The sequence below is a fragment of the Pseudomonas sp. NPDC086566 genome, from assembly GCF_050280885.1.
Lineage (GTDB): Bacteria > Pseudomonadota > Gammaproteobacteria > Pseudomonadales > Pseudomonadaceae > Aquipseudomonas > Aquipseudomonas vlassakiae.
On the sequence record NZ_JBNNWD010000002.1, the window covers coordinates 155,352 to 177,041 of the forward strand.

Annotated in this window: 18 protein-coding genes; 9 read left to right on the forward strand and 9 right to left on the reverse strand. The window is 61.7% G+C overall.

The genetic code is table 11. From position 1 onward, the window contains the following. The first annotated feature begins 14 nt into the window (after nucleotides 1-14). Nucleotides 15-1,775 carry a cation:proton antiporter gene (locus ACQKPS_RS04935; RefSeq protein WP_254482356.1) on the forward strand — a complete coding sequence of 587 codons (1,761 nt, stop codon included), beginning with the start codon at nucleotides 15-17 and terminating at the stop codon, nucleotides 1,773-1,775. 74 nt (nucleotides 1,776-1,849) lie between these two features. On the opposite strand, the gene ACQKPS_RS04940 is transcribed toward ACQKPS_RS04935, so the two are convergent. From ACQKPS_RS04940 to uvrD, 3 genes are all read right to left on the reverse strand, one after another. Continuing rightward, nucleotides 1,850-2,257 (reverse strand): SMI1/KNR4 family protein, encoded by a 408-nt coding sequence (locus ACQKPS_RS04940; RefSeq protein WP_254482355.1) that lies wholly within the window; start codon nucleotides 2,255-2,257, stop codon nucleotides 1,850-1,852. A gap of 114 nt (nucleotides 2,258-2,371) precedes the next feature. Then, nucleotides 2,372-3,229, reverse strand: coding sequence for a Tim44 domain-containing protein (locus tag ACQKPS_RS04945; protein ID WP_427603021.1), 858 nt, complete (start codon nucleotides 3,227-3,229; stop codon nucleotides 2,372-2,374). A 111-nt stretch (nucleotides 3,230-3,340) separates the two neighbouring features. Continuing rightward, nucleotides 3,341-5,527 carry a DNA helicase II gene (gene uvrD / locus ACQKPS_RS04950; protein ID WP_427603022.1) on the reverse strand — a complete coding sequence of 729 codons (2,187 nt, stop codon included), beginning with the start codon at nucleotides 5,525-5,527 and terminating at the stop codon, nucleotides 3,341-3,343. A 233-nt stretch (nucleotides 5,528-5,760) separates the two neighbouring features. Between uvrD and ACQKPS_RS04955 the strand changes: the two genes are divergently transcribed. Then, on the forward strand, nucleotides 5,761-8,121 hold the full coding sequence (locus tag ACQKPS_RS04955; protein WP_254482352.1) for a putative bifunctional diguanylate cyclase/phosphodiesterase: 2,361 nt from the start codon (nucleotides 5,761-5,763) through the stop codon (nucleotides 8,119-8,121). Between the two features lie 8 nt (nucleotides 8,122-8,129). Here ACQKPS_RS04955 and zwf read toward each other — a convergent pair whose 3' ends face one another. Further along, nucleotides 8,130-9,572, reverse strand: a complete 1,443-nt coding sequence (gene zwf / locus ACQKPS_RS04960) for a glucose-6-phosphate dehydrogenase (RefSeq protein ID WP_254482351.1) — start codon at nucleotides 9,570-9,572, stop codon at nucleotides 8,130-8,132. Nucleotides 9,573-9,675: 103 nt separating this feature from the next. On the opposite strand from zwf, the gene hexR reads away from it, so the two are divergent. Together hexR and ACQKPS_RS04970 are read left to right on the forward strand one after the other, a co-directional pair. After that, the gene (gene hexR / locus ACQKPS_RS04965) at nucleotides 9,676-10,542 is read left to right on the forward strand and encodes a transcriptional regulator HexR (protein WP_027917078.1); all 867 of its coding nucleotides are present in this window, start codon (nucleotides 9,676-9,678) and stop codon (nucleotides 10,540-10,542) included. Nucleotides 10,543-10,683: 141 nt separating this feature from the next. After that, nucleotides 10,684-10,902: a PA3496 family putative envelope integrity protein gene (locus tag ACQKPS_RS04970; protein ID WP_254482350.1), complete on the forward strand. Its 219-nt coding sequence runs from the start codon at nucleotides 10,684-10,686 to the stop codon at nucleotides 10,900-10,902. On the opposite strand, the gene ACQKPS_RS04975 is transcribed toward ACQKPS_RS04970, so the two are convergent. Next, nucleotides 10,844-11,791 (reverse strand): LysR family transcriptional regulator, encoded by a 948-nt coding sequence (locus tag ACQKPS_RS04975; protein ID WP_254485636.1) that lies wholly within the window; start codon nucleotides 11,789-11,791, stop codon nucleotides 10,844-10,846. The two genes, ACQKPS_RS04970 and ACQKPS_RS04975, sit on opposite strands and share 59 nt — an antisense overlap. A 204-nt stretch (nucleotides 11,792-11,995) precedes the next feature. Between ACQKPS_RS04975 and ACQKPS_RS04980 the strand changes: the two genes are divergently transcribed. From ACQKPS_RS04980 to ACQKPS_RS04995, 4 genes are all read left to right on the forward strand, one after another. Beyond that, entirely contained in the window at nucleotides 11,996-13,411 is a 1,416-nt protein-coding gene (locus ACQKPS_RS04980; RefSeq protein WP_054884776.1) for an acetyl-CoA carboxylase biotin carboxylase subunit, read from the forward strand. A 12-nt stretch (nucleotides 13,412-13,423) separates the two neighbouring features. Further along, entirely contained in the window at nucleotides 13,424-15,232 is a 1,809-nt protein-coding gene (gene oadA, locus ACQKPS_RS04985; protein WP_254482348.1) for a sodium-extruding oxaloacetate decarboxylase subunit alpha, read from the forward strand. A 215-nt stretch (nucleotides 15,233-15,447) separates the two neighbouring features. Continuing rightward, a complete protein-coding gene (locus tag ACQKPS_RS04990; RefSeq protein WP_427603026.1) occupies nucleotides 15,448-16,773 on the forward strand; it encodes a type II toxin-antitoxin system HipA family toxin in 1,326 nt (441 codons plus the stop codon). Beyond that, a complete protein-coding gene (locus ACQKPS_RS04995; protein WP_254482346.1) occupies nucleotides 16,770-17,048 on the forward strand; it encodes a helix-turn-helix domain-containing protein in 279 nt (92 codons plus the stop codon). The genes ACQKPS_RS04990 and ACQKPS_RS04995 overlap by 4 nt, the downstream gene beginning before the upstream one ends. A 51-nt stretch (nucleotides 17,049-17,099) precedes the next feature. Here ACQKPS_RS04995 and ACQKPS_RS05000 read toward each other — a convergent pair whose 3' ends face one another. From ACQKPS_RS05000 to ACQKPS_RS05010, 3 genes are read right to left on the reverse strand one after another with little or no spacing between them, the layout of a single operon-like run. Then, nucleotides 17,100-17,771: a GNAT family N-acetyltransferase gene (locus ACQKPS_RS05000; RefSeq protein ID WP_254482345.1), complete on the reverse strand. Its 672-nt coding sequence runs from the start codon at nucleotides 17,769-17,771 to the stop codon at nucleotides 17,100-17,102. 5 nt (nucleotides 17,772-17,776) lie between these two features. Beyond that, the gene (locus ACQKPS_RS05005; protein WP_254482344.1) at nucleotides 17,777-18,223 is read right to left on the reverse strand and encodes a GNAT family N-acetyltransferase; all 447 of its coding nucleotides are present in this window, start codon (nucleotides 18,221-18,223) and stop codon (nucleotides 17,777-17,779) included. 11 nt (nucleotides 18,224-18,234) lie between these two features. Then, nucleotides 18,235-18,864 (reverse strand): FMN-binding negative transcriptional regulator, encoded by a 630-nt coding sequence (locus ACQKPS_RS05010; protein ID WP_427603029.1) that lies wholly within the window; start codon nucleotides 18,862-18,864, stop codon nucleotides 18,235-18,237. 90 nt (nucleotides 18,865-18,954) lie between these two features. Between ACQKPS_RS05010 and ACQKPS_RS05015 the strand changes: the two genes are divergently transcribed. Beyond that, nucleotides 18,955-20,493, forward strand: coding sequence for a PLP-dependent aminotransferase family protein (locus tag ACQKPS_RS05015; protein WP_427603031.1), 1,539 nt, complete (start codon nucleotides 18,955-18,957; stop codon nucleotides 20,491-20,493). Between the two features lie 92 nt (nucleotides 20,494-20,585). Here the strand turns inward: ACQKPS_RS05015 and ACQKPS_RS05020 are convergent, their stop codons facing one another. Next, nucleotides 20,586-21,689, reverse strand: coding sequence for a polyamine ABC transporter substrate-binding protein (locus ACQKPS_RS05020; protein WP_283723410.1), 1,104 nt, complete (start codon nucleotides 21,687-21,689; stop codon nucleotides 20,586-20,588). Nucleotide 21,690 lies beyond the last annotated feature (1 nt).

Below are 21,690 nucleotides of genomic sequence, written 5' to 3' on the forward strand. Positions count from 1 at the left end.
AGGAGTATCGCGCCATGCATGCCATCAGCTTCATCCAGGACCTGGCAGTTATCATGCTGGTCGCCGGTGTGGTGACGATTCTCTTTCATCGCCTCAAGCAGCCCGTGGTGCTGGGCTACATCGTCGCCGGCTTCATCATCGGCCCGCACACGCCGCCGTTCGGCCTGATCCACGATGAAGACACGATCAAGACCCTGGCCGAGCTGGGGGTCATTTTCCTGATGTTCTGCCTGGGCCTGGAGTTCAGCCTGCGCAAGCTCTTCAAGGTCGGCGCCACGGCCTTCATCGCGGCGTTCCTGGAAATCGTCCTGATGATCTGGATCGGTTTCGAGATCGGTCGCTGGTTCGGCTGGAACACCATGGACTCGCTGTTCCTGGGCGCGATCCTGGCGATTTCCTCGACCACCATCATCGTCAAGGCCCTCAACGACCTAAAGATGAAGAACGAGCGCTTCGCCCAGCTGATATTTGGCGTGCTGATCGTCGAGGACATCCTCGGTATCGGCATCATCGCCTTGCTGTCCGGCATTGCCGTCAGCGGCACAGTCAGCTCCGGCGAAGTGTTCTCGACGGTCGGCAAGCTGTCGTTGTTCATGATCGTCGCACTGGTCATCGGCATCCTTCTGGTGCCGCGACTACTGGCCTACGTGGCGAAGTTCGAAAGCAACGAGATGTTGCTGATCACAGTGCTTGGCCTGTGCTTTGGTTTTTGCCTGCTGGTGGTCAAGCTGGAATACAGCATGGTGCTGGGGGCCTTCCTGATCGGTGCGATCATGGCCGAGTCACGCCAGTTGCTGAAGATCGAACGCCTGATCGAGCCCGTTCGCGACCTGTTCAGCGCAATTTTCTTTGTCGCCATTGGCCTGATGATCGACCCCAAGGTGCTTGTCGACTATGCCTGGCCGATCGTGGTGATCACCCTGGCGGTGGTACTGGGCAAGATGCTGTCTTGCGGGATGGGCGCATTCATCGCCGGTAACGATGGCCGTACTTCGCTACGGGTCGGCATGGGCCTTTCGCAGATTGGCGAATTCTCCTTCATCATCGCGGCACTGGGCATGACCCTGCAGGTCACCAGCGACTTCCTGTACCCGGTGGCGGTGGCGGTTTCTGCCATCACCACGCTGCTGACGCCTTACCTGATTCGCGCCGCCGACCCGCTGTCGCTGAAGCTTGGCAAAGTCGTGCCGAGGCGCCTGGCGCGGGTCCTGTCATTGTATGGGGAATGGTTGCGCAACATTCAGCCGCAAGGTGAAAGCGCCATGCTGGCGGCGATGATCCGGCGCATTCTGCTGCAGGTGGGCGTCAACCTGGCGCTGGTGATCGCGATCTTCTTCAGCGGTGGCTATTTCGCCGGGCGCATCGGCAATTGGTTGAACGAATGGGTCACGGATGTCAGCCAACAGAAGGCGTTGATCTGGGGTGCGGCGTTACTGCTGTCGCTGCCGTTCCTGATTGCTGCGTATCGCAAGCTCAAGGCATTGTCGATGCTCTTGGCAGAGATGGGAGTGAAACCGGAAATGGCCGGGCGGCACACCCAGCGCGTGCGTCGTGTGGTTGCCGAGGTGATTCCGCTGCTGTCGCTGCTGGTGATCTTCCTGCTGCTGTCGGCGTTGTCGGCGAGCATTCTGCCGACCAGTGAGCTGTTGCTGGTGATCGCGGTGGTAGCGGCGGTGGTGGTGTCGTTGTTGTGGCGCTGGTTCATCCGCGTGCATTCGCGGATGCAGATCGCCTTGCTGGAAACGCTGGAGAACAGCCGCGATCATTCGCACTGAGGGCATGCCTGGGCAGAGGCGCCCAGGTGTCGCAAACGGGCCGCAAAGCGGCCCTGGCGTTCAGCGTCGAATCGTCAGCTCTCCAGCCATACATCCCGTGCCCAGTGCCACACCGATTCCCAGCTTTCCTCGGCAACGGCTTCTTCGTCGCCATCCCACAGCACCACGGTGCCATCTTCCTCGACGCAGTAGTAATTGTCGCCATCCTGGCACAGCGGGATCAGGTCACGCGGCACGCCGGCGTCCCAGGCGTTGGCAGCGACGTCAGGCAGGTAGGTGTGCGAATGCGGGTCGGTGCAGGTCACCGGCTCCAGCGAGCCGTACACGACGTCGCTGACCGTCAGCAGAAACTCCTTGAATACGAACGGAATGTTGATGAACAGCTGCTCCTCGATCTCGACCAATTGGTCTTCGTCGGGAAGCTCCAGCGGCACCGGCACGGGTTCATTGGCTTCACGGAGTTGTTCAATCACTTCTTCCACGGTTTACATCCTCTGACCTTGATGACAACGCTGCGCGTTATACCCTAGTAGTCCGCTCTGGCAAAAGCAAAAACCCCGGGACAGGCCCGGGGTTTTTTGTGCAACGTGCGGCGGTTAACCGTTTTGACGAATACCGGCGACCAGCCAAGGCTGGTTGTCGCCATGGGCGCGAACCATGTGCCAGCTTTCGTTGAAGGCTTCGCCCTGGTCGAAGCGCGAGGTCTTCGACACGCCACGGAAGGTCAGCGTGGCGTCGGTGCGGTCGGCGCGATCATCGACACCGTCCAGCTGCACATCGAGGTCATCGATGTAGGTGGACTGGAAGCCATCGCCCAGGTCGGCGCGCTCGCGCTTGAGGAATTCAAGCATCTGCGGGGTGACGAACTCGGCGATCTTGTCCATCTCGTTGGCATCCCAGTGCTGCTGCAGCGACTGGAAGTGGCTGCGGGCTGCGGCCAGGAAGCTCTGCTCGTTGAACCAGGCCGGTGCGTTGATCACCGGAGCGGCTGCGGCGGCAGGGGCGGCCGAACCCCCGAAGATCGACGGTTGGGCAGGTTGCTGGCCGTGGGCTTCACGCTGGAACGGCGCGTGGCCCGGAGCGGCCATGTGCGGCTGCTGCTGGCGACGGCGTGCGGCAATGAAGCGGAACACCAGGAAGGCGATCAGGCCCATGATCAGGAAGTCCATGATCTGCAGGCCCTGGAAGCCGTCACCCATGAACATGGACGCCAGCAGGCCACCGGCGGCGAGGCCGGCAAGTGGGCCCAGCCAGCGCGAAGCACCGCTGGCGGCGGCCGGGGCGCGGCCTGGCGCGGTCGGCGCGGCAGCAGGCGTGGTTGGCGTAGCCTGGCGGGTCTGGTGGATAGGTGCGGCGCCCGAGCTCTTGCCGCCGCCAAAACGCTTGGCGTTGGCGTCCAGGCTCAGCGTCAGGCCGACGCAAAGCGCCAGTACGATGCTAAGAAAACGTTGCATAAATGGGATTTCCCCTGTTGTGGATTGCACGCGCGTCATGGTGCACAGGTTCCTGTGCACATGACCAGCGACAAGATGTTTCCAGCTTTTGCCTGGAGTGTTACGAGGCGTTTAGATGGCCTCGAGCTTGGCGTACCCCAGCATGAGCCATTTGCTGCCTTCGGCAAAGTTTACCTGCACGCGCGCCTGGGCACCGGAACCCTCGAAATTGAGGATCACCCCTTCGCCAAACACCGAGTGCTGCACGCGCTGGCCCAGGCTGAAGGCGGTCTGTGGAATGGCCGCATTGGCGAAAAGGCTGCTGCTGGTGCTCGTCGAGCCGCCGAACGGCCTGCTGACGCTGTTGGAAAGGCGAACTTCCTGAACGAGGCCGCTCGGAATCTCGCGTACGAAACGAGACACCTTGTTGTAGGTTTCGCTGCCATAAAGACGGCGAGTCTCGGCATAGGTCATGATCAGCTGGCGCATGGCGCGGGTAATGCCCACGTAGGCCAGGCGGCGTTCCTCTTCCAGGCGGCCGGGTTCCTCCAGGCTCATCTTGTGAGGGAACAGGCCTTCTTCCATGCCCACCAGGAACACGTACGGGAACTCCAGGCCCTTGGCACTATGCAGCGTCATCAACTGGATGCTGTCTTCGTGCTCGTCCGCCTGGGCATCGCCGGCCTCCAGTGAGGCATGGCCAAGGAAGGCCGACAGCGGCGACAGGTCGGCGTCGTCTTCGCTGGGTTCGAAGTTACGCGCGGCGCTGACCAATTCTTCAAGGTTTTCTACCCGTGCCTGGCCCTTTTCACCCTTTTCTTCCTGGTGATAGATGATCAGGCCGGATTGCTCGATGGCCGTCTGGGTCATGGTGTGCAGCGGCATGTCCGCGACCCTGCTGGCCAGGCCCTCGATCAGCTCGATAAAGGCTCCCAGCGCAGAAGCGGCGCGGCCTTTCAGCGCCTTGGCGGCCAACAGCTGGCACATGGCTTCCCACATGGACAGCTGGCTGTGGCGGGCATGTTCGCGGATGGCTTCGACGGTTTTCTCGCCAATGCCACGGGGCGGCACGTTGATCACCCGCTCCAGTGCCGCATCGTTGCCGCGGCCTTCGATCAGGCGCAGGTAGGCCATCGCATTCTTGATTTCGGCACGTTCGAAGAAGCGTTGGCCACCGTAGATGCGGTAGGGGATGCGTTCGCGCAGCAGGGCTTCTTCCAGCACCCGCGACTGGGCGTTGGAGCGATACAGGATGGCGATATCGCTGCGCGCGTTGCCTTGCTTGATCAGGCTCTCGATGGTCTCGACCACATAGCGCGCTTCATCGTGTTCGTTGTAGGCGGCGTAGAGCGTCAGCGGCTCGCCTTCGCCCATGTCGGTCCACAGCTCCTTGCCCAGGCGCCCGCTGTTGTTGGCGATCAGCGCGTTGGCAGCCTTGAGGATGCCGCCAGTGGAGCGGTAGTTCTGCTCCAGACGGATCATCTCGGCGTCAGGAAAGTCGGCGGTGTACTGGTGAATGTTCTCGATCTTGGCGCCGCGCCAGCCATAGATCGACTGGTCGTCGTCGCCCACCGCCATCAGGCTGCCACCGTTCTTGCCTGCCAGCAGGCGCAGCCAGGCGTACTGCACGGCGTTGGTGTCCTGGAATTCGTCCACCAGCAGGTGGCGGAAGCGCCGCTGGTAATGCTCCAGCAAGCCTGGGTGGTCGCGCCACAGGTCGAGGGCGCGCAGCAGCAATTCGGAGAAGTCGATGACCCCGGCGCGCTCACAGGCCTGTTCGTAGGCACTGTATACATCCCGCATGGTCTGCAGGAACAAGTCGCCGCTGGCCTGGATATGCTGTGGGCGCAGGCCCTCGTCCTTCTGCCCATTGATGAACCACTGGGCCTGGCGGGCCGGCCATTTTTGCTCGTCCAGGCCGAGTTCACGCATGACGCGCTTGATCAGCCGCTGCTGATCATCGCTGTCGAGGATCTGGAAGTTCTGCACCAGGCGTGCTTCCTGCCAGTGCGCCCGCAGCAAGCGGTGCGCCAGGCCGTGGAAGGTGCCCACCCACATGCCGGCCGGGTTGATACCCAGCAATTGCTCGATCCGCTGGCGCATTTCGGCGGCAGCCTTGTTGGTGAAGGTCACCGACAGGATCGAGTGCGGCGAGGCCTGCTCGACCTGGATCAGCCAGGCGATGCGGTGCACCAGCACGCGGGTTTTACCGGAACCGGCGCCAGCAAGCACCAGCTGACGCCCAAGCGTGGCGGCGACGGCCTGGCGCTGGGCATCGTTGAGGGAGTTCAGCAGGAGGGAGAGGTCATCTGTGTGCATCCGGCCATTCTAGGGGCAGGCCGGTAAAGGGGCAAACGTCTACTGTATAAATATTCACCTCTCGCCCTGTCGCTCATCGGGTTCTGCATCCACTACATTTCAGCCAGGCCAGTGCTTGCCCGGTACGACCTTGTGAATGATGCCACGGAGCAGTTTGGCCAGATCTGCCGTTTGTGTAAGATCGCAGCTCGTTCAACGCCAACCATAACAAGAACAGTACAAGAACCCGCGCTATGACTCAGGACTGCACGGCGATTGGAGTATCGCTGGAGATGACAAGGAACGTGCGCAGGCAGTTCGCCACTCAGCTGTCCGTTGAGCGAACTCGCCTGTTGTATCAGGGCTCACTGTTGCCCACGTTGTTCATGCTGCTGACCGGTTTGCTGTGCGCCTGGCTGGTGTGGAGCCCTGGGCGCTATCTGCTGGTGGGCGTCTGGCTGGTATGGCTGCTGGCGCTGGTGGCCCTTCGAGTGATCCAGGTTGCGGCATTCGATGCAGCCACGGCGCAACGCCAGGCCAACCCCGGCTGGCGGCGCATGTTCTTGCTCGGCTCGGCGTTCAGTGGCTTGACCCTGGCGTGTGCCGCGATAGCGCTGGTGCCGGACCACAACTTCGTGCAGCAGGCCTGGGTGTTCGGGCTGCTGGGGATGGCCACCTTGAGTGCGAGCATTGCCTATGCAGTGAGCTTGCCGGCCTTTCTCAGCTTTGCCTTGCCCTGCCTGTTGCCGCCCATCCTGTTCCTGTTCTGTTTCGGCGCCGGACAGCAGCGTGGTTGGGGCTGGTTCGGGCTGATCCTGCTCGCGGCGCTGCTGGTGGTAGCCTGGCAGGTCAACCGCCTGCTCGACCGAAGCTTGCTGCGGCGGTTTCAGAATCAGGCGTTGAACCAGGACCTGCAACGGGTCTCGGCACAGAAGGTGCTCGAAGAGCAGCAGCGCCTTGCCGCCACGGTGTTTGAAGCCTGCAACGAGGGCGTGGCGATTCTCAGTGCCGATTTCGTGGTGCTGGCAGTGAATCAGGCTTACTCCCAGATGACCGGTTACCACCGCTCCGAGCTACTGGCGCGCGAGCTGTTCGACCTGCCATGCCACAGCGATGCGCGCCGGCACAGCCAGGCCATCGAGTCGGCGCTGGCGCAGCAAGGCGGCTGGGAGGGTGAACTGGTAGAGGCGCGCAAGCACGGCGAGCTGCACCCGCAACGCTTGCAGCTGACGGCGGTGCGCGACCCACAGGGCCACTTGAGCCAGGTGGTCGGCTTCTTTACCGACCTGTCGGCGCGTCGGGCATCCGAAGAGCGCCTGCGCTATCTGGCGCACTACGATGAACTGAGCGGGCTGGCCAACCGCTCATTGTTCCGGCTGCGCCTGCAGGAAGCCGCGCAACGGGTACGCAGCAACGGCCGCAGCCTTGCCCTGCTGCATATCGATCTGGATCGTTTCAAGCTGCTCAACGAAAGCCTGGGGCATGAACTGGCCGATCAGCTGATTCACAAGATTGCCCGGCGCATTGTCAGCACCGTTCCCGAGGCGGATACCGTGGCGCGGCTGTCTGGCGATGAGTTTGCCGTGCTGTTCGATGGTTACAGCAACCTGTCGAGCCTGGTGCGAGTAACCACGCGGTTGCTGAACAAGTTGCGCAAGCCGCAGCGGCTCGATGGGCATGAGGTCGTGGTCAGCGCTTCGGTGGGTATCAGTGTACTGTCCGATGCCACGCTCGATGCTGATTCGCTGATCAGCCAGGCAGACATGGCCAAGCAGCATGCCAAGCATCTGGGCGGCGACAACTTCCAGTTCTATACCGAGAGCCTGCGTGCCAGTACCCTCGAGCGCCTGCAACTGGAGACCCAATTGCGCAAGGCCATCGATGAAGAACAACTGATGGTCTATTACCAGCCCAAACTTTGCCTGCGTAGCGGCCGCCTGCATGCTGCCGAGGCACTGGTGCGCTGGCCGCATCCGCAGCGGGGCATGGTGCCGCCAGCTGAATTCATCGGCTTGGCGGAAGAAACCGGTCTGATTGCTCCGATCGGAGAACTCGTGCTCCGCCATGCCTGCAGGCAAGCTCGCGAGTGGCTTGGGGAGGGGCTGGAGGTGCGGGTTTCGGTCAACCTGTCGGTCTATCAGCTGCGTCAGGGCAAGCTTGTCAGTCTGGTGCGTCAAGTGCTTGAAGAAACCGGGCTGGCGCCGCATCAGCTGGAGCTGGAGCTTACCGAAAGCCAGCTGCTGGACAGCGTCGAGCATATCATCTCGACCTTCGGGCAACTGCGTGCACTGGGCGTGAAGCTGGCCATCGACGATTTTGGCACCGGCTATTCATCACTGAGTTACCTCAAGCGCCTGCCGGTGGACTACGTGAAGATCGACCAGGCATTCATCCGTGGCCTGTCCGAGGGCAGCCAGGATGCCGCCATAACCCGAGCGATCATCACCCTGTCCAGAAGCCTGGGCCTGAAGGTCGTGGCAGAAGGGGTGGAAACGGCGGAACAGTTGGCTTTCCTGCGTGAGCAGGGGTGTGATGAGGCCCAGGGCTACCTGATCAGCAGGCCCATCCCGGAGCCTGAGTTCAGGGAGATGATTGCCCGTCCCTGGGGGCACTGAGCGCACCATCAGCCATGCCAGTGCCTGCCATGCCTGGCCAGCAGGCTGTTGGCCTGTTCCGGCCCATTGCTGCCGGCAGCATAATGGCGAGGCGCCTGGAAGTGCTCTTCCCAACCTTTGATGATCGGGTCGATCCAGGCCCAGGCGGCCTCCACTTCGTCGCGGCGCATGAACAAGGTCGAATCGCCCTCCAGGATGTCCAGCAACAACCGTTCGTAGGCGTCCCAACGGCGCGTCTGGCCAAATATCTGGGCCAGGTTCAGGTCCAGGTCGACCGGTTCCAGGCGCATGCCCTTGCCGGGGCTTTTGGTCATCATCCGCAGGCTGATGCGTTCCTCCGGCTGCAGCTGGATCAGCAGCTGATTGACCTGGCCACCAATGAACAGCTCGTGGGGCACCGGTTTGAACTGAATGACGATCTGCGACGAACGCCGCGCCATGCGCTTGCCGGTCCGCAGGTAGAAGGGCACGCCAGCCCAGCGCCAGTTGTCGATGTGTGCGTGCACGGCGACGAAGGTCTCGGTGTCGGTGTCATTGTCGACGTCTTTCTCGAAATAGTAGGCCGGTACTTCCTGGCCGCCGATATGACCGGCACCGTACTGGCCGCGCACGGTCTTGTCCTGCACGTCCTGGCCGGTGATGGGCTTGAGCGCGCGCAGGATCTTCACTTTCTCGTCGCGGACGGCTTCGGCCTCGAACTGCGCCGGCGGCTCCATGGCCACCAGGCACAGCAGCTGCAGCAGGTGATTCTGCAGCATGTCGCGGGTCGCCCCGGCGCGGTCGTAGTAACCGCCGCGGTTTTCCACACCGAGGGTTTCGCAGACGCTGATCTGCACATGGTCGACCTGGCCGTTGCGCCACACCGGCTCCAGCAAGGCATTGGCGAAGCGCAGGGCCATCAGGTTCTGCACGGTTTCCTTGCCCAGGTAGTGGTCGATGCGAAACACCTGCGATTCATCGAATACCGCGCCGATCGCTTCGTTGATGGCGGTGGCCGAGGCCAGTGAGTGGCCGATCGGTTTCTCCAGCACGATGCGCGCTTCGCTGTCGGCCAGCCCGGCAACCCGCAGGTGGTTCGCGATGGGGACGAACAGGTTGGGTGCAGTGGCCAGGTAGTAGATGCGGGTCAGCCCTCCAGGCTCGCCGAGGTAGCGGGCCAGGCGGCCGAAATCAGCGCTTTGCGCCGCATCCATGGGGAAGTAGTCGAGGCGGGCGGAGAAGCGTTGCCACACATCCTCGTCGAAATCGTGGCGGGCGATTTGCGCCCGGCAATGGCGTTCAGCGAGCTTGAGGTACTCATTACGGGTTATGTGGCGGCGGGCGAGGGCGATGATGCGCACCGCGTTGTTCAGCCGTGCCTCGCGATACAGGTGATATAGCGCCGGCAGCAGTTTGTGCAGGGCCAGGTCACCGGTGCCACCGAACACCAGAATGTCGCAAGGAATAGTCAAACCACCACTCTCCACGTTCGTTTAACTGGGCGGGTTGGCCTCCATGTAGTATAACTACAAGAAAGCTACATCCCGGCCAGCCGATCATAACCGAGTCCAGCCCGTGAATCTGTTGCAACATATCGCCCAATCGCGCCACCTGCTGCGCAAATCGGAACTCAAAGTGGCCGACCACGTGCTGCTCGACCCGGCTGCCGTAATGCACAGCTCCATGGCCGACCTGGCGCACAGCGTGGGTATCAGCGAGCCGACCATCGTGCGCTTCTGCCGGGCGATCGGTTGTTCGGGCTTTCAGGATCTCAAGCTCAAGCTGGCGCAGAGCCTGGCGGCGGGCGCCAGTTTCGGCCAGTTCGCGATTCATGAAGACGACTCGGTTGCCGATTACAGCCTGAAGATCTTCGACACCACCCTGCACACGCTGATGGAAGTACGCGAGCACCTGGACCCACAGGCCTTGCAGCAGGCAGTGAGTGCCATGGCTCAGGCGCAACGCGTGGAGTTCTATGGCTTTGGTGCGTCCGGCGCAGTAGCCGCCGACGCCCAGCACAAGTTCTTCCGCCTGCTGCTCAGCGCCGCGGCCTACTCCGACCCGCACATGCAGGCCATGTCGGCGGTGACGTTGAAACCGGGTGACGTGGCGGTGTGCATTTCCCAGTCGGGGCGTTCCAAGGACCTGCTGATCACCGCCAATCTGGTGCGGGAAAGTGGTGCCAACCTGATCACGTTGTGCCCAAGCGCGACGCCCCTGGCGGAGCTGTCGACGGTCAACCTGGCGATCGATGTTCATGAAGATACCGAAATCTATACCCCGCTGACCTCGCGTATCGCTCACCTGGTGGTGATCGACGTGCTGGCCATGGGCGTGGCGATGGCCCGTGGGCCAAGCTTGGTCAATCATCTCAAGAGCGTGAAGCGCAGCTTGCGCAGCCTGCGGTTGTCGCCCAAGTCGATCAAGGCTACCGACGACTGATCGCTGGCCTCTTCGCGGGTAAACCCGCGAAGAGGCCAGTACAGACAAAGCAGATTTCACGGTTTTGTCACCGTTTCACAGCCAAACCGTAAAGCCCCAAAGCCAGTCTGAAACTCCCGCATCCTAACTGGGAGACAGGCAATGGCTCGTGACTTCGACGGTACCTACCAACCCAGCGCCAAGGCTCGCAAGCAGCAGGAAAAGGATCAGCGCCGCATGGAATACCGCCGCGCGATCGAGAGCTATTGCGACCAACGTCAACTGCTACGCGATCTCGCCGACTACCCCGAGCTGCAAGCGCTCACGGTGTGGCAGGCTTCGGCGGCAACTTTCCCGAAAAACGCTCAACCAGTGCGCTGATCAGTGCACGTTCGCTACGGATGAACGCCAGAAACGCCAAGGCCACCGGCGACTGTCGCTTGGCCTTGGCCTGCACCACGCACCAGCTGCGGTACAGCGGCAACTCCTCCACCGGCAGCTCCCTGAGTACCCCCGTAGCCAGCTCCAGGTTGACGGCATGGCGGGTCAACAGGGCAATGCCCAGGCCGGCGATTACGCATTCGCGCTGGGCATCGGCCGAGGCGACTTCCAGCGTCTGGGTGAAGTGCACGCGCTTGTCCTTGAAGTACTCCTCGCAAGCCTTGCGGGTCCCCGAACCCTGTTCGCGGACCAGCAGCGTATGAGGCTCCAGGTCTTGCAGGCGCAGGTGTTCGAGTTTGCACAACGGGTGTTCCGGCGGGGCCACGGCAATGATCGGGTTATTGAGAAACGGCAGAAACTCCAGCCCCATGTCCTGCGGCACCATCGACATGATGATTAGATCGTCGCGGTTGTCGGAAAGGCGACGGATCGCCTGGGCACGGTTGACCACCGTGAGGGTGAGGTTGACCTCCGGGTGACGCTGCTTGAAGGCGGCGAACAGGTGTGGCACGAAGTACTTGGCACTGGACTCGATCGCCAGTTTCAGCTGCCCCTGCAGTGAGCCCTGCATGTCCGATAGCTGCATGTCGAGGCTTTCCAGGCGCCCGAAGATATCGCGGCTGGCCCGCTGCAAAGCTTCGGCGGCTTCAGTCAGGTAGAGCTTCTTGCCGACGTACTCGAACAAGGGTTGGCCGATCAGCTCTTCGAGTTGCCGGATCTGTAGACTAACGGCTGGTTGCGTCAGGGCCATCTCTTCTGCCGCACGGCTGTACGAGCGTAAATCGCACACCTCGTTGAAGATCTGCAGTTGGCGCAATGTCATACGCATCAAGGACTTACGCATTTTTATAAGCTCTTCGGCAATACCTTGTTACCGAACTATAAGCTTTTGCTAATACAGCCCCTAACAAATATTGATTTTTGTTTATCAACCTTCGGCGCTAGGGTGAATGTGCGACTGGCCAGCAACCTATGGTCACGCGCCGACCGGTACAACCGGATCGTCTGTTCCTACGGCTTTGGGAAGACTCCAGTGATAAAAAAAATCCTGATCGCCAACCGGGGTGAAATCGCAGTTCGGATCGTGCGTGCCTGCGCCGAGATGGGCATTCGCTCTGTCGCGATCTATTCCGACGCCGACCGCCACGCCTTGCACGTCAAGCGCGCCGACGAGGCCTACAGCATCGGTGCCGAGCCACTGGCCGGCTACCTGAACCCGCGCAAGCTGGTCAACCTTGCTGTGGAAACCGGCTGTGATGCCCTGCACCCGGGTTACGGTTTCCTTTCGGAAAACGCCGAACTGGCAGAGATCTGCGCCGAGCGCGGGATCAAGTTCATCGGCCCGGCCGCCGACGTCATCCGCCGCATGGGCGACAAGACCGAAGCGCGTCGCACCATGATCCAGGCCGGTGTGCCGGTCACCCCCGGCACCGAAGGCAATGTCGCCGATATTCATGAAGCCCTGAGCGAAGGAGACCGTATCGGTTACCCGGTGATGCTCAAGGCCACGTCCGGTGGTGGCGGCCGTGGTATCCGCCGCTGCAACAGCCGTGAAGAGCTGGAACAGAATTTCCCACGGGTGATTTCCGAAGCCACCAAGGCCTTTGGCTCGGCTGAAGTGTTCCTGGAAAAGTGCATCGTCAACCCCAAGCACATCGAGGCGCAGATCCTCGGCGACAGCTTCGGCAACGTCGTGCACCTGTTCGAGCGTGACTGCTCGATCCAGCGCCGCAACCAGAAGCTCATCGAAATCGCCCCGAGCCCACAGCTCACCCCTGAGCAGCGCGCGTACATCGGCGACCTGGCGGTGCGTGCGGCCAAGGCGGTGAACTACGAGAACGCCGGTACCGTGGAGTTCCTGCTCGCCGATGGCGAGGTGTACTTCATGGAGATGAACACCCGGGTGCAGGTGGAGCACACCATCACCGAGGAAATCACCGGTATCGACATTGTCCGCGAGCAGATCCGCATCGCTTCGGGCCTGCCGCTGTCGGTGAAACAGGAAGACATCCAGCACCGTGGCTACGCGTTGCAGTTCCGCATCAACGCCGAAGACCCGAAGAACAACTTCCTGCCCAGCTTCGGCAAGATCACCCGTTACTACGCCCCCGGCGGCCCGGGCGTGCGCACCGACACGGCGATCTACACCGGCTATACCATTCCGCCGTTCTACGACTCCATGTGCCTGAAGCTGGTGGTCTGGGCGTTGACCTGGGAAGAAGCCATGGACCGCGGCCTGCGGGCCCTGGATGACATGCGCGTGCAGGGGGTGAAGACCACTGCCGCGTATTACCAGGAAATCCTGCGCAATCCGGAATTCCGTAGCGGCCAGTTCAATACCAGCTTCGTTGAAAGCCACCCGGAACTGACCAACTACTCGATCAAGCGCAAACCCGAAGAGCTGGCCCTGGCCATCGCCGCCGCCATCGCCGCCCACGCAGGCCTGTGAGGAATCCCCATAATGTCCAAGAAAATTCACGTAACCGACACGATCCTGCGCGACGCCCACCAGTCTCTGCTGGCTACCCGTATGCGTACCGAAGACATGCTGCCGATCTGTGACAAGCTCGACAAGGTCGGCTACTGGTCGCTGGAAGTCTGGGGTGGCGCCACCTTCGACGCCTGCGTGCGCTTCCTCAAGGAAGACCCGTGGGAGCGCCTGCGCAAACTGCGTGCGGCCCTGCCCAACACTCGCCTGCAAATGCTCCTGCGCGGCCAGAACCTGCTGGGCTACCGCCACTACAGCGACGATGTGGTCAAGGCCTTCGTCGCCAAGGCTGCGGTCAACGGCATCGACGTATTCCGCATCTTCGACGCCATGAACGACGTGCGTAACCTGCGCGTAGCCATCGAAGCGGTGAAGGCTGCCGGCAAGCACGCCCAGGGCACCATCGCCTACACCGTCAGCCCTGTGCACACCATCGACGCCTTCGTCACCCAGGCCAAGCAGATGGAAGCCATGGGTTGCGACTCGGTTGCGATCAAGGACATGGCCGGCCTGCTGACACCGTTCGCCACCGGTGAACTGGTCAGGGCGCTGAAGGCCGAGCAGTCGCTGCCGGTGTTCATCCATTCCCACGACACCGCCGGCCTGGCCGCCATGTGCCAGCTCAAGGCCGTGGAAAACGGTGCCGATCACATCGATACCGCGATCTCCAGCTTTGCCTGGGGCACCAGCCACCCAGGCACCGAGTCGATGGTCGCCGCGCTCAAGGGCAGCGAGTTCGACACCGGCCTGGACCTGGAGCTGTTGCAGGAAATCGGCCTGTACTTCTACGCCGTGCGCAAGAAATACCATCAGTTCGAGAGCGAGTTCACCGCCGTGGATACCCGCGTGCAGGTCAACCAGGTGCCGGGCGGGATGATTTCCAACCTGGCCAACCAGCTCAAGGAGCAGGGCGCGCTCAGCCGCATGAACGAAGTGCTGGCAGAGATCCCGCGTGTACGGGAAGACCTTGGCTACCCGCCTCTGGTAACGCCGACCTCGCAGATCGTCGGTACCCAGGCGTTCTTCAACGTGCTGGCCGGTGAGCGCTACAAGACCATCACCAACGAGGTGAAGTTGTACCTGCAAGGCGGTTATGGCAAGGCACCGGGCGTGATCAACGAGCAACTGCGCCGTCAGGCCATCGGTAACGAAGAAATCATCGATGTGCGCCCGGCCGACCTGCTCAAGCCAGAGATGGCCAAGCTGCGCAGCGATATCGGTGCCTTGGCCCGTTGCGAAGAAGACGTGCTGACCTACGCCATGTTCCCGGACATTGGTCGCAAGTTCCTGGAAGAACGTGAAGCCGGCACCCTGACCCCCGAAGCCCTGCTGCCGATTCCTGAGGCCGGTGCCGTGGCGTCCCATGGCGGTGAAGGGGTCCCGACCGAGTTCGTCATCGACGTCCACGGTGAAACCTACCGCGTCGACATCACCGGCGTGGGCGTCAAGGCAGAAGGCAAGCGTCACTTCTACCTGTCGATCGACGGCATGCCGGAAGAAGTGGTGTTCGAACCCCTCAACGAGTTTGTCGGCGGCGGCAGCAGCAAACGCAAGCAGGCCAGCGCACCGGGCCACGTCAGCACCACCATGCCGGGCAACATCGTCGATGTGCTGGTCAAGGAAGGTGACGTGGTCAAGGCCGGCCAGGCCGTGCTGATCACCGAAGCGATGAAGATGGAGACCGAAGTGCAGGCGGCCATTGCCGGCAAGGTCGTGGCCATCCACGTGGCCAAGGGCGATCGCGTGACGCCGGGTGAGATCCTGATCGAGATCGAAGGCTGAGATAAGCCTTCATCTACAAGCGGTTAACCTCTGGGGGGCGGATGCTCCCCTTTTTTTGTGGATCATTGTGCATCTTAATGCAGATTCTAGGTGATTGAGCCACCTGAAACTGCATTAAAATGCAGAATAAGAATGGATTATGGATGATATCTGCACTATGCTGCAGATAAGAAGCCTGAATCGTTCGACAGCATGCAATAAAATGCAGGTGAACCATGTACAGACTCACGCTCCAACTCCATGACCAAGGTCAGTGGCATGATGCTGTTGCCATCGCTTTTGCCGATCCTGAAAAGAGCTTCTCCAGTCCTTGTGAATTCGGGTACACGTCCGAGTACGTCAAAACCAATCTGGATGCTTACGACAGCCTGTTCTGCCAGGCCGCAAGCGCCAGGCTGCCGGTGGACTTCGGCTCCCATCGTCTGCAGCACGCTCCGGCATTCCTTTACGACATCGCGCCCGCAGGGGCTGCGAAGCGTTTTCTGCTCAGGCATATCGGCCGAGAAAAACCGCAAGGCATGGGTGAGGATCTGTTTTTGCTCGGGCGCTCCACCCCGGCCCCCATTGGCAACCTGCGCATCAAGGAGTCGGTCGAGCAACTGGACCTTGTGGACCCAATCGGGTTTTCCCGGCAAGACGTCATCTCTCGCGATCAACGTTTTCTCGAGTACGCCTATGAGCAAGGCGCGGCCATTGGTGGCGCGACTGGCGCCGGGGGGGAAGCACCAAAACTGTTGATGACCGAAGCCCAGAGCGGCCAACTGTATCCGGACGCAGTGCTTGCGGATGACCTATCCCGTCGGCACTGGTTCATCAAGTTCGCACGTAACCAGGCCTTGGCCGATGATCAGGACATCCTGCGGGCCGAGTACCTCTACTACAAGGCGTTGCAGCAGCTTGGTATCGAGACGGTGGCCAGCGGGCACATGGCACTGGAAGAGGGTAGAAAGCCCAGCCTGTGGATGGAACGCTTTGATCGTCAGGTTTGCGCTCAGGGTGTACAGCGCTTTGCCGTGGAGTCGGTGTATTCACTGTGTGGGGTAACCGAGCCCGGAAGCCGGATGGGGCACCTTGAGGTAATCGAGGCGCTCGCCGGATTGTGGAAGATGGCTGGCCAAGGCAAAGAGGTGCCTGACCTGATTGCGGATTACCTGCGACGCGACCTGATCAACAAGATCTTGGGCAACGCCGATAACCACGGACGCAACACGTCTATCCTTCGAACCCGCGACACGGTACGTCTAGCCCCCATCTACGACCTTGCGCCGATGGTGCTGGATCAGGAAGGGATAACCCGAACCACCAAGTGGCCTGCCTCGATCGAGAGAGCAGGCGAAATCGACTGGGAGGCGGCCTGCGTTGCGCTGGCTGAGTTCGTCGATCCGGGCGAGGCTTACCTGCGACTACGGCAGGATGCCCGGCATCTATTGGCATTGCCGGATATCTTGTCCAGTCTTGGGCTTCCCGATGCAGTGATGAATCACCCGGCGATTGCGCTGGGCAAGCTTGAACGCCGACTGGCGGAGTGGGGGTTGGCATGACGGTTTCCATCGATACCCGCGGGCTGATGATCGATGGCGTGCGCGAAGGTATTGCCGACGGTAGCCTTGAACTAGGGGCTGCCGTGCGACGGCTGCGAGTAGAGGTGGCTAAGATGCAGCAGACTCAGTTTGCGCGGATGTGCAAGATCTCTGTGCGTACGCTCATTCAGATCGAGCAGGGAGACGGCAATCCCACGCTCAAGTCGTTGAACGCTGTATTCAAACCATTTGGTCTGCAAATGGGTGTAGTCAGGCGCGCGAGTCAGATCAGGTAAACCCCTTGGATCGATCACAGGCCCGCCGGCCCGTGATCGGTCATTGACGATTCAGCTCCGGCGGCAGTCCTCAAGTGTTCGAGCCTGGCCCTCTGGCCACTGATTTTCTGCACTCAACCACCGCTCGAACCCCGCCGCGATCTGCGGCCACTCATCATCGGTAATCGAATACCACGCCGTATCGCGATTGTGGTCCTTGACCACCAGGTGCTTGCGGAACACGCCCTCAAACGTGAAGCCGAACCGCTCCGCCGCACGCTTGGAGCGGGCGTTGGCGTTGTTGCACTTCCACTCCAGCCTCCGGTTGCCCAGCTCGAAGCTCAATTTGCCCAACAGGTAGACGGCCTCGGTGCTCTTGGGCGTGCGCTGCATGGGGGCGCCGAAGGCGATGTGGCCGATCTCGATTCGGCCGTGGTCGGGCACGATCGACATCAGGGTGAGCACGCCTTGGGCCTGGCCGCTGGCGCGGTCTATCACGGTGTAATACAGCGGGTCGTGGCCGGCGGCATTGCCTTGTAGCCAACGGTCGAAGGCAGCGCGCTCGGTGAAGGGGCCGTAGGGCAGGTAGTCCCACAGCACCGGGTCGGAATCGGGCCCTTGCAGGGCGGCCCAGAGGTCGTCGCCGTGACGCGCCGGGTCGAGTTTCTCCAGGCGGATGAAGCGGCCGTCGATGGGCTCGGCCTTGGGCGCTGCGGCAGGTTTCCAGTTCAGTGCGTCAGTCATGTGGCCTACAACCCTTTGCGGAATTGGATGAAGCCCGGGCGCTCGGCAACCTGTTGGTACAGGCTGATGGCGGTGGCATTGGTTTCGTGGGTCAGCCAGTGCACCTTGATGCAGCCGGCGTCCTTGGCCGTGGCGTAGACGTGCTCGATCAGCCGGCGGCCGATACCGAGGCCGCGCTGGCTGCCGTCAACGTAGAGGTCCTGCAGGTAGCAGGAATTCTCGATGCTCCAGTTGGAACGATGGTAGATGAAGTTGACCATGCCCACTGCCTTGCCATCGACCCAGGCCAGGGTGGAATGGGTCGGTTCGTTCGGGTCGAGCAGGCGTTGCCAGGTGCTGAGGCTTACTTCTTCTGCCAGTTCGGTCTGGTAGAAGCGCAGGTAGGCTTGCCACAGTTCGAGCCAGGCGGCGTGGTCTTGAGCGCTGACGGGGCGCAGGGTAACGCTGGGCATGGGCTTTTCCTTCAGAGTTGGCGCATGTGCGCCGCAAGTTGGTTGTCCAGGTAATCCGGGCTCGCAGCCAGGCCATCGCGCACGCCGGCGATATCCTCGGCCGAGCGGTTCTGGCTGAGCTTGCGTGCGCCTTGCAGGCGGGCAATCGGCAGACGAATGCCGACAATGGCGCGGAGCATGCCGTCGAGGTAGTCGGTGGGGGCGTCGGCGACTTTCCAGGGTGTATTGCGGCCCTGTTCGTGAAGATCGGTCAGGCGGGTGACAATCTGCAGCAACGGTGCGGCTTCGTGGATCACTTGCGCAGTGCCGTAAGCATGCACCGCAAGGTAGTTCCAGGTCGGCACCACCTTGGGGTTTTCGGCCTTGCTCGGGTAATAGCTGGGGCTTACGTAGGCGTCGGCACCTGGGAACACCAGAAGTGCTTCGGCGCCTTGCGCCAGGTCCTGCCATTGGCGGTTAGCCCGCGCCAGGTGGGCATAAACGCAGCCGAATTCGCCCTCGTCGATGTCGAGCAACACCGGCAGGTGCGTGGCCAGCAAGCCCTGTTCACCGTGGCTGACCAGCACGGCCAGGCGGGTGTTGCGCATGTGCTGGTGCAAGCGCTCAAGGTCATGTTCCTGATGGGGTTTGCTGTTGTACATGCGCAGGGTCCTTGTTGAATGGCTCCATCCTAGGCAGGCTATTGGCTCCGGGTAAGAGCCATTAATGACTATTTTGATAGGTCCAATGCCATGAGCGAGCGTCCCCTCCTACTGCCTTTCGATCCTGCCGGGATCGTGCTCGATCGTCGTCGCGGGCTCAGTCAGCAGCTCTACGAGGCCTTGCGTGCACGGGTGCTGGATGGTCGCCTGAGCAGTGGTGCCCGGTTGCCGGCCACGCGTGACCTGGCCAGCGTGCTGGCGCTGTCGCGCAACAGCGTGGTGCGTGCCTATGACCAGTTGTATGCCGAGGGCTACATTGAAAGCCGGGTAGGGGATGGCACGTATGTGAGCCGCCTGCCAAAACTATCCACACAACTGTCCACAGGCTTATCCCAAGCCTTATCAACAGACTTATCCACATTTTGCCTAAATGATACTGAGGATTTATCCAGCAGCCAGCATTCCAGCGAGCCGTTGGAACGTGTGAAAAAACACCATCTACCGCCGCCCAAAAGCGGCGCGCCAAGGGCATTTCGCGTCGGGATTCCGGCATTCGATTTGTTCCCGTTTGACGTGTGGGCCAAGCTGCAGGCGGGTTTCTGGCGTAATCCGTCGCATGCGAAGTTGGGTTATGGTGACCCCGCAGGTGAACCGGTACTTCGCGAGCTGATAGCCGCCTATTTGCGCCGTTCGCGCGGCCTCTCCTGCGCGGCTGAACAAATTGTGATCACCAGTGGTGCGCAACAGGCCATCAGCCTTTGTGCACAGTTGTTGTTGCAGTCGGGCGACCGCGTGGCTGTGGAAAACCCGGGTTATCGAGCCGCCGGGCATGCTTTTGCCGTGGCCGGCGCCAAGGTGACCGGAGTGCCGGTGGACGAGGATGGCCTGGATTGCCAGCGCCTGGAGCAGTTGGCGGGTTGTCGGCTGGCCTATGTGACTCCGGCGCACCAGTACCCGACCGGCGTGACCATGAGCCTGCCCCGGCGCCTGGCCTTGCTGGCCTGGGCCGAGCGCAACGATGGCTGGATCATCGAGGATGACTACGACGGCGAGTACCGCTACAGCGGCGCACCGTTGACCCCGCTGGCAGCGCTCGACCGCCAGGGGCGAGTGCTGTACGTCGGTACCTTCGGCAAGATCGCCTTTCCGGCTCTGCGCCTGGGGTATCTGGTGCTGCCGCCAGCGCTGGTGCAGGCGTTCAGCCAGGCTCGGGCGCTGGCAGTGCGACATTCCGAAGTGGGTACCCAGTGCGTGATGGCCGAATTCATGGCTCAAGGGCACTTCCAGCGCCATATCCGGCGCATGCGCAAGGCGGCGCTGAGCCGGCGCAATGTGCTCAAGGCAGGGTGGCCTGCCGGTGTGCCTGGGCTCGGTGCGATGCCTGAGGTGGCGGCGGGGCTGCATGTGAAGGTGGATGTGGATAACGTTGCGCGGGAGCAGGAGTTGGTGGCCAGGGCTGAGGCAGTGGGGGTGGAGGTGAATCCACTGAGCAGTTACTGGCTTGAGGACAGCGAGGTACCTGTGGATAAGCGGGCAGGGCTGGTGTTGGGGTTTGCGGCGGTGCCGGAAGGGCAGATTGCCGAGGCGCTGATGAGATTGCGCAAGGTTTGGAGGCCTCTTCGCGGGTGAATCGGACCGCCGCACCGCCGCTCCTACAGGTCTAGCGAGTTACCTGTGGGAGCGGCGGTGCGGCGGTCCGATTTACCCGCGAAGAAGGCGACTCAGGTACCGGACTTGATCCGCGTCCAGGCGCGTGTCCGCGCCCGTTCAGCCTCACGCGTCAACGGTTTGAGGGTATACAGCTTGGCCATCGCCTCCGCCGTCGGGTACAGGTTCGGGTTGTTGCGGATCGCCGGGCTGACTTTGTCGGTGGCATCCTTGTTCGGGTTCGGGTAGCCGACAAAATCGCTGATCGGCGCGATCACCTCAGGCCGCAGCAGGTAGTTGATGAACGCATGGGCGTCCTCCGGATTCGCCGCATTCTTGGGGATTGCCAGCATGTCGAACCAGATAGGTGCACCTTCCTTGGGCAGGCGCATGTCCACCACCACACCATTCTTAGCATCCTTCGCGCGGTTGGCAGCTTGCGAGAAGCTGCCGCTGTAGCCTACCGCCACGCAGATATCGCCGTTGGCGATGTCGGCCATGTACTTCGAGGAATGGAAGTAGGTGATGTAAGGGCGGATTTTCAGCAACAAGGCTTCGGCCTTCTTGTAGTCGTCCGGCTTGTCGCTGTTGGGTGGCAGGCCCAGGTGCTGCAAGGCCAGCGGCAGGATCTCCGATGGCGAGTCGAGCAGTGCGACGCCGCACTGTTTCAGCTTGGCGATGTTTTCTTCCTTGAAGATCAGGTCCCAGCTGTCGACCGGGGCCTGGTCACCGAGCACAGCCTTGACCTTATCCGGGTTGAAGCCGATCAGGATGGTGCCGTACATGTAGGGCACGGCGAACTTGTTGCCCGGGTCGTTGGCTTCGATCAGCTTCATCAGCGCCGGGTCCAGGTGCTGCCAGTTCGGCAGCTTGCTGCGGTCCAGCGGCTGGAACACCCCGGCTTCGATCTGCTTGGCGAGGAACACGTTGGACGGCACCACCACGTCGTAGCCGGAGTTGCCGGTGAGCAGCTTGGCCTCGAGCGCTTCGTTGGTGTCGAAGATGTCGTAGATCAGCTTGACGCCACTGTCCTTCTGGAAGTCGCTCAAGGTCTGCGGGGTGATGTAATCGAACCAGTTAAACACACGCAGGGTACGCTGCTCGGCTTGAGCGTGCAGGGCACCGGTGAACAGGGTGGCAGCGATGAACGGGGCGAGCAGACGCTTGAGTCGAACCATG

What these genes read in the sequence shown, in the direction of transcription:
- ACQKPS_RS05000 (WP_254482345.1), bottom strand. Translation starts at nt 17,771, where the DNA reads ATGACTGACGCACTGAACTGGAAACCTGCCGCAGCGCCCAAGGCCGAG.
- uvrD (WP_427603022.1), bottom strand. Translation starts at nt 5,527, where the DNA reads ATGCACACAGATGACCTCTCCCTCCTGCTGAACTCCCTCAACGATGCC.
- ACQKPS_RS04945 (WP_427603021.1), bottom strand. Translation starts at nt 3,229, where the DNA reads ATGCAACGTTTTCTTAGCATCGTACTGGCGCTTTGCGTCGGCCTGACG.
- ACQKPS_RS04995 (WP_254482346.1), top strand. Translation starts at nt 16,770, where the DNA reads ATGACGGTTTCCATCGATACCCGCGGGCTGATGATCGATGGCGTGCGC.
- ACQKPS_RS05010 (WP_427603029.1), bottom strand. Translation starts at nt 18,864, where the DNA reads ATGTACAACAGCAAACCCCATCAGGAACATGACCTTGAGCGCTTGCAC.
- ACQKPS_RS04970 (WP_254482350.1), top strand. Translation starts at nt 10,684, where the DNA reads ATGGCTCGTGACTTCGACGGTACCTACCAACCCAGCGCCAAGGCTCGC.
- ACQKPS_RS05005 (WP_254482344.1), bottom strand. Translation starts at nt 18,223, where the DNA reads ATGCCCAGCGTTACCCTGCGCCCCGTCAGCGCTCAAGACCACGCCGCC.
- ACQKPS_RS05015 (WP_427603031.1), top strand. Translation starts at nt 18,955, where the DNA reads ATGAGCGAGCGTCCCCTCCTACTGCCTTTCGATCCTGCCGGGATCGTG.
- ACQKPS_RS04975 (WP_254485636.1), bottom strand. Translation starts at nt 11,791, where the DNA reads ATGCGTATGACATTGCGCCAACTGCAGATCTTCAACGAGGTGTGCGAT.
- ACQKPS_RS04935 (WP_254482356.1), top strand. Translation starts at nt 15, where the DNA reads ATGCATGCCATCAGCTTCATCCAGGACCTGGCAGTTATCATGCTGGTC.
- ACQKPS_RS04955 (WP_254482352.1), top strand. Translation starts at nt 5,761, where the DNA reads ATGACTCAGGACTGCACGGCGATTGGAGTATCGCTGGAGATGACAAGG.
- ACQKPS_RS05020 (WP_283723410.1), bottom strand. Translation starts at nt 21,689, where the DNA reads ATGGTTCGACTCAAGCGTCTGCTCGCCCCGTTCATCGCTGCCACCCTG.
- oadA (WP_254482348.1), top strand. Translation starts at nt 13,424, where the DNA reads ATGTCCAAGAAAATTCACGTAACCGACACGATCCTGCGCGACGCCCAC.
- ACQKPS_RS04990 (WP_427603026.1), top strand. Translation starts at nt 15,448, where the DNA reads ATGTACAGACTCACGCTCCAACTCCATGACCAAGGTCAGTGGCATGAT.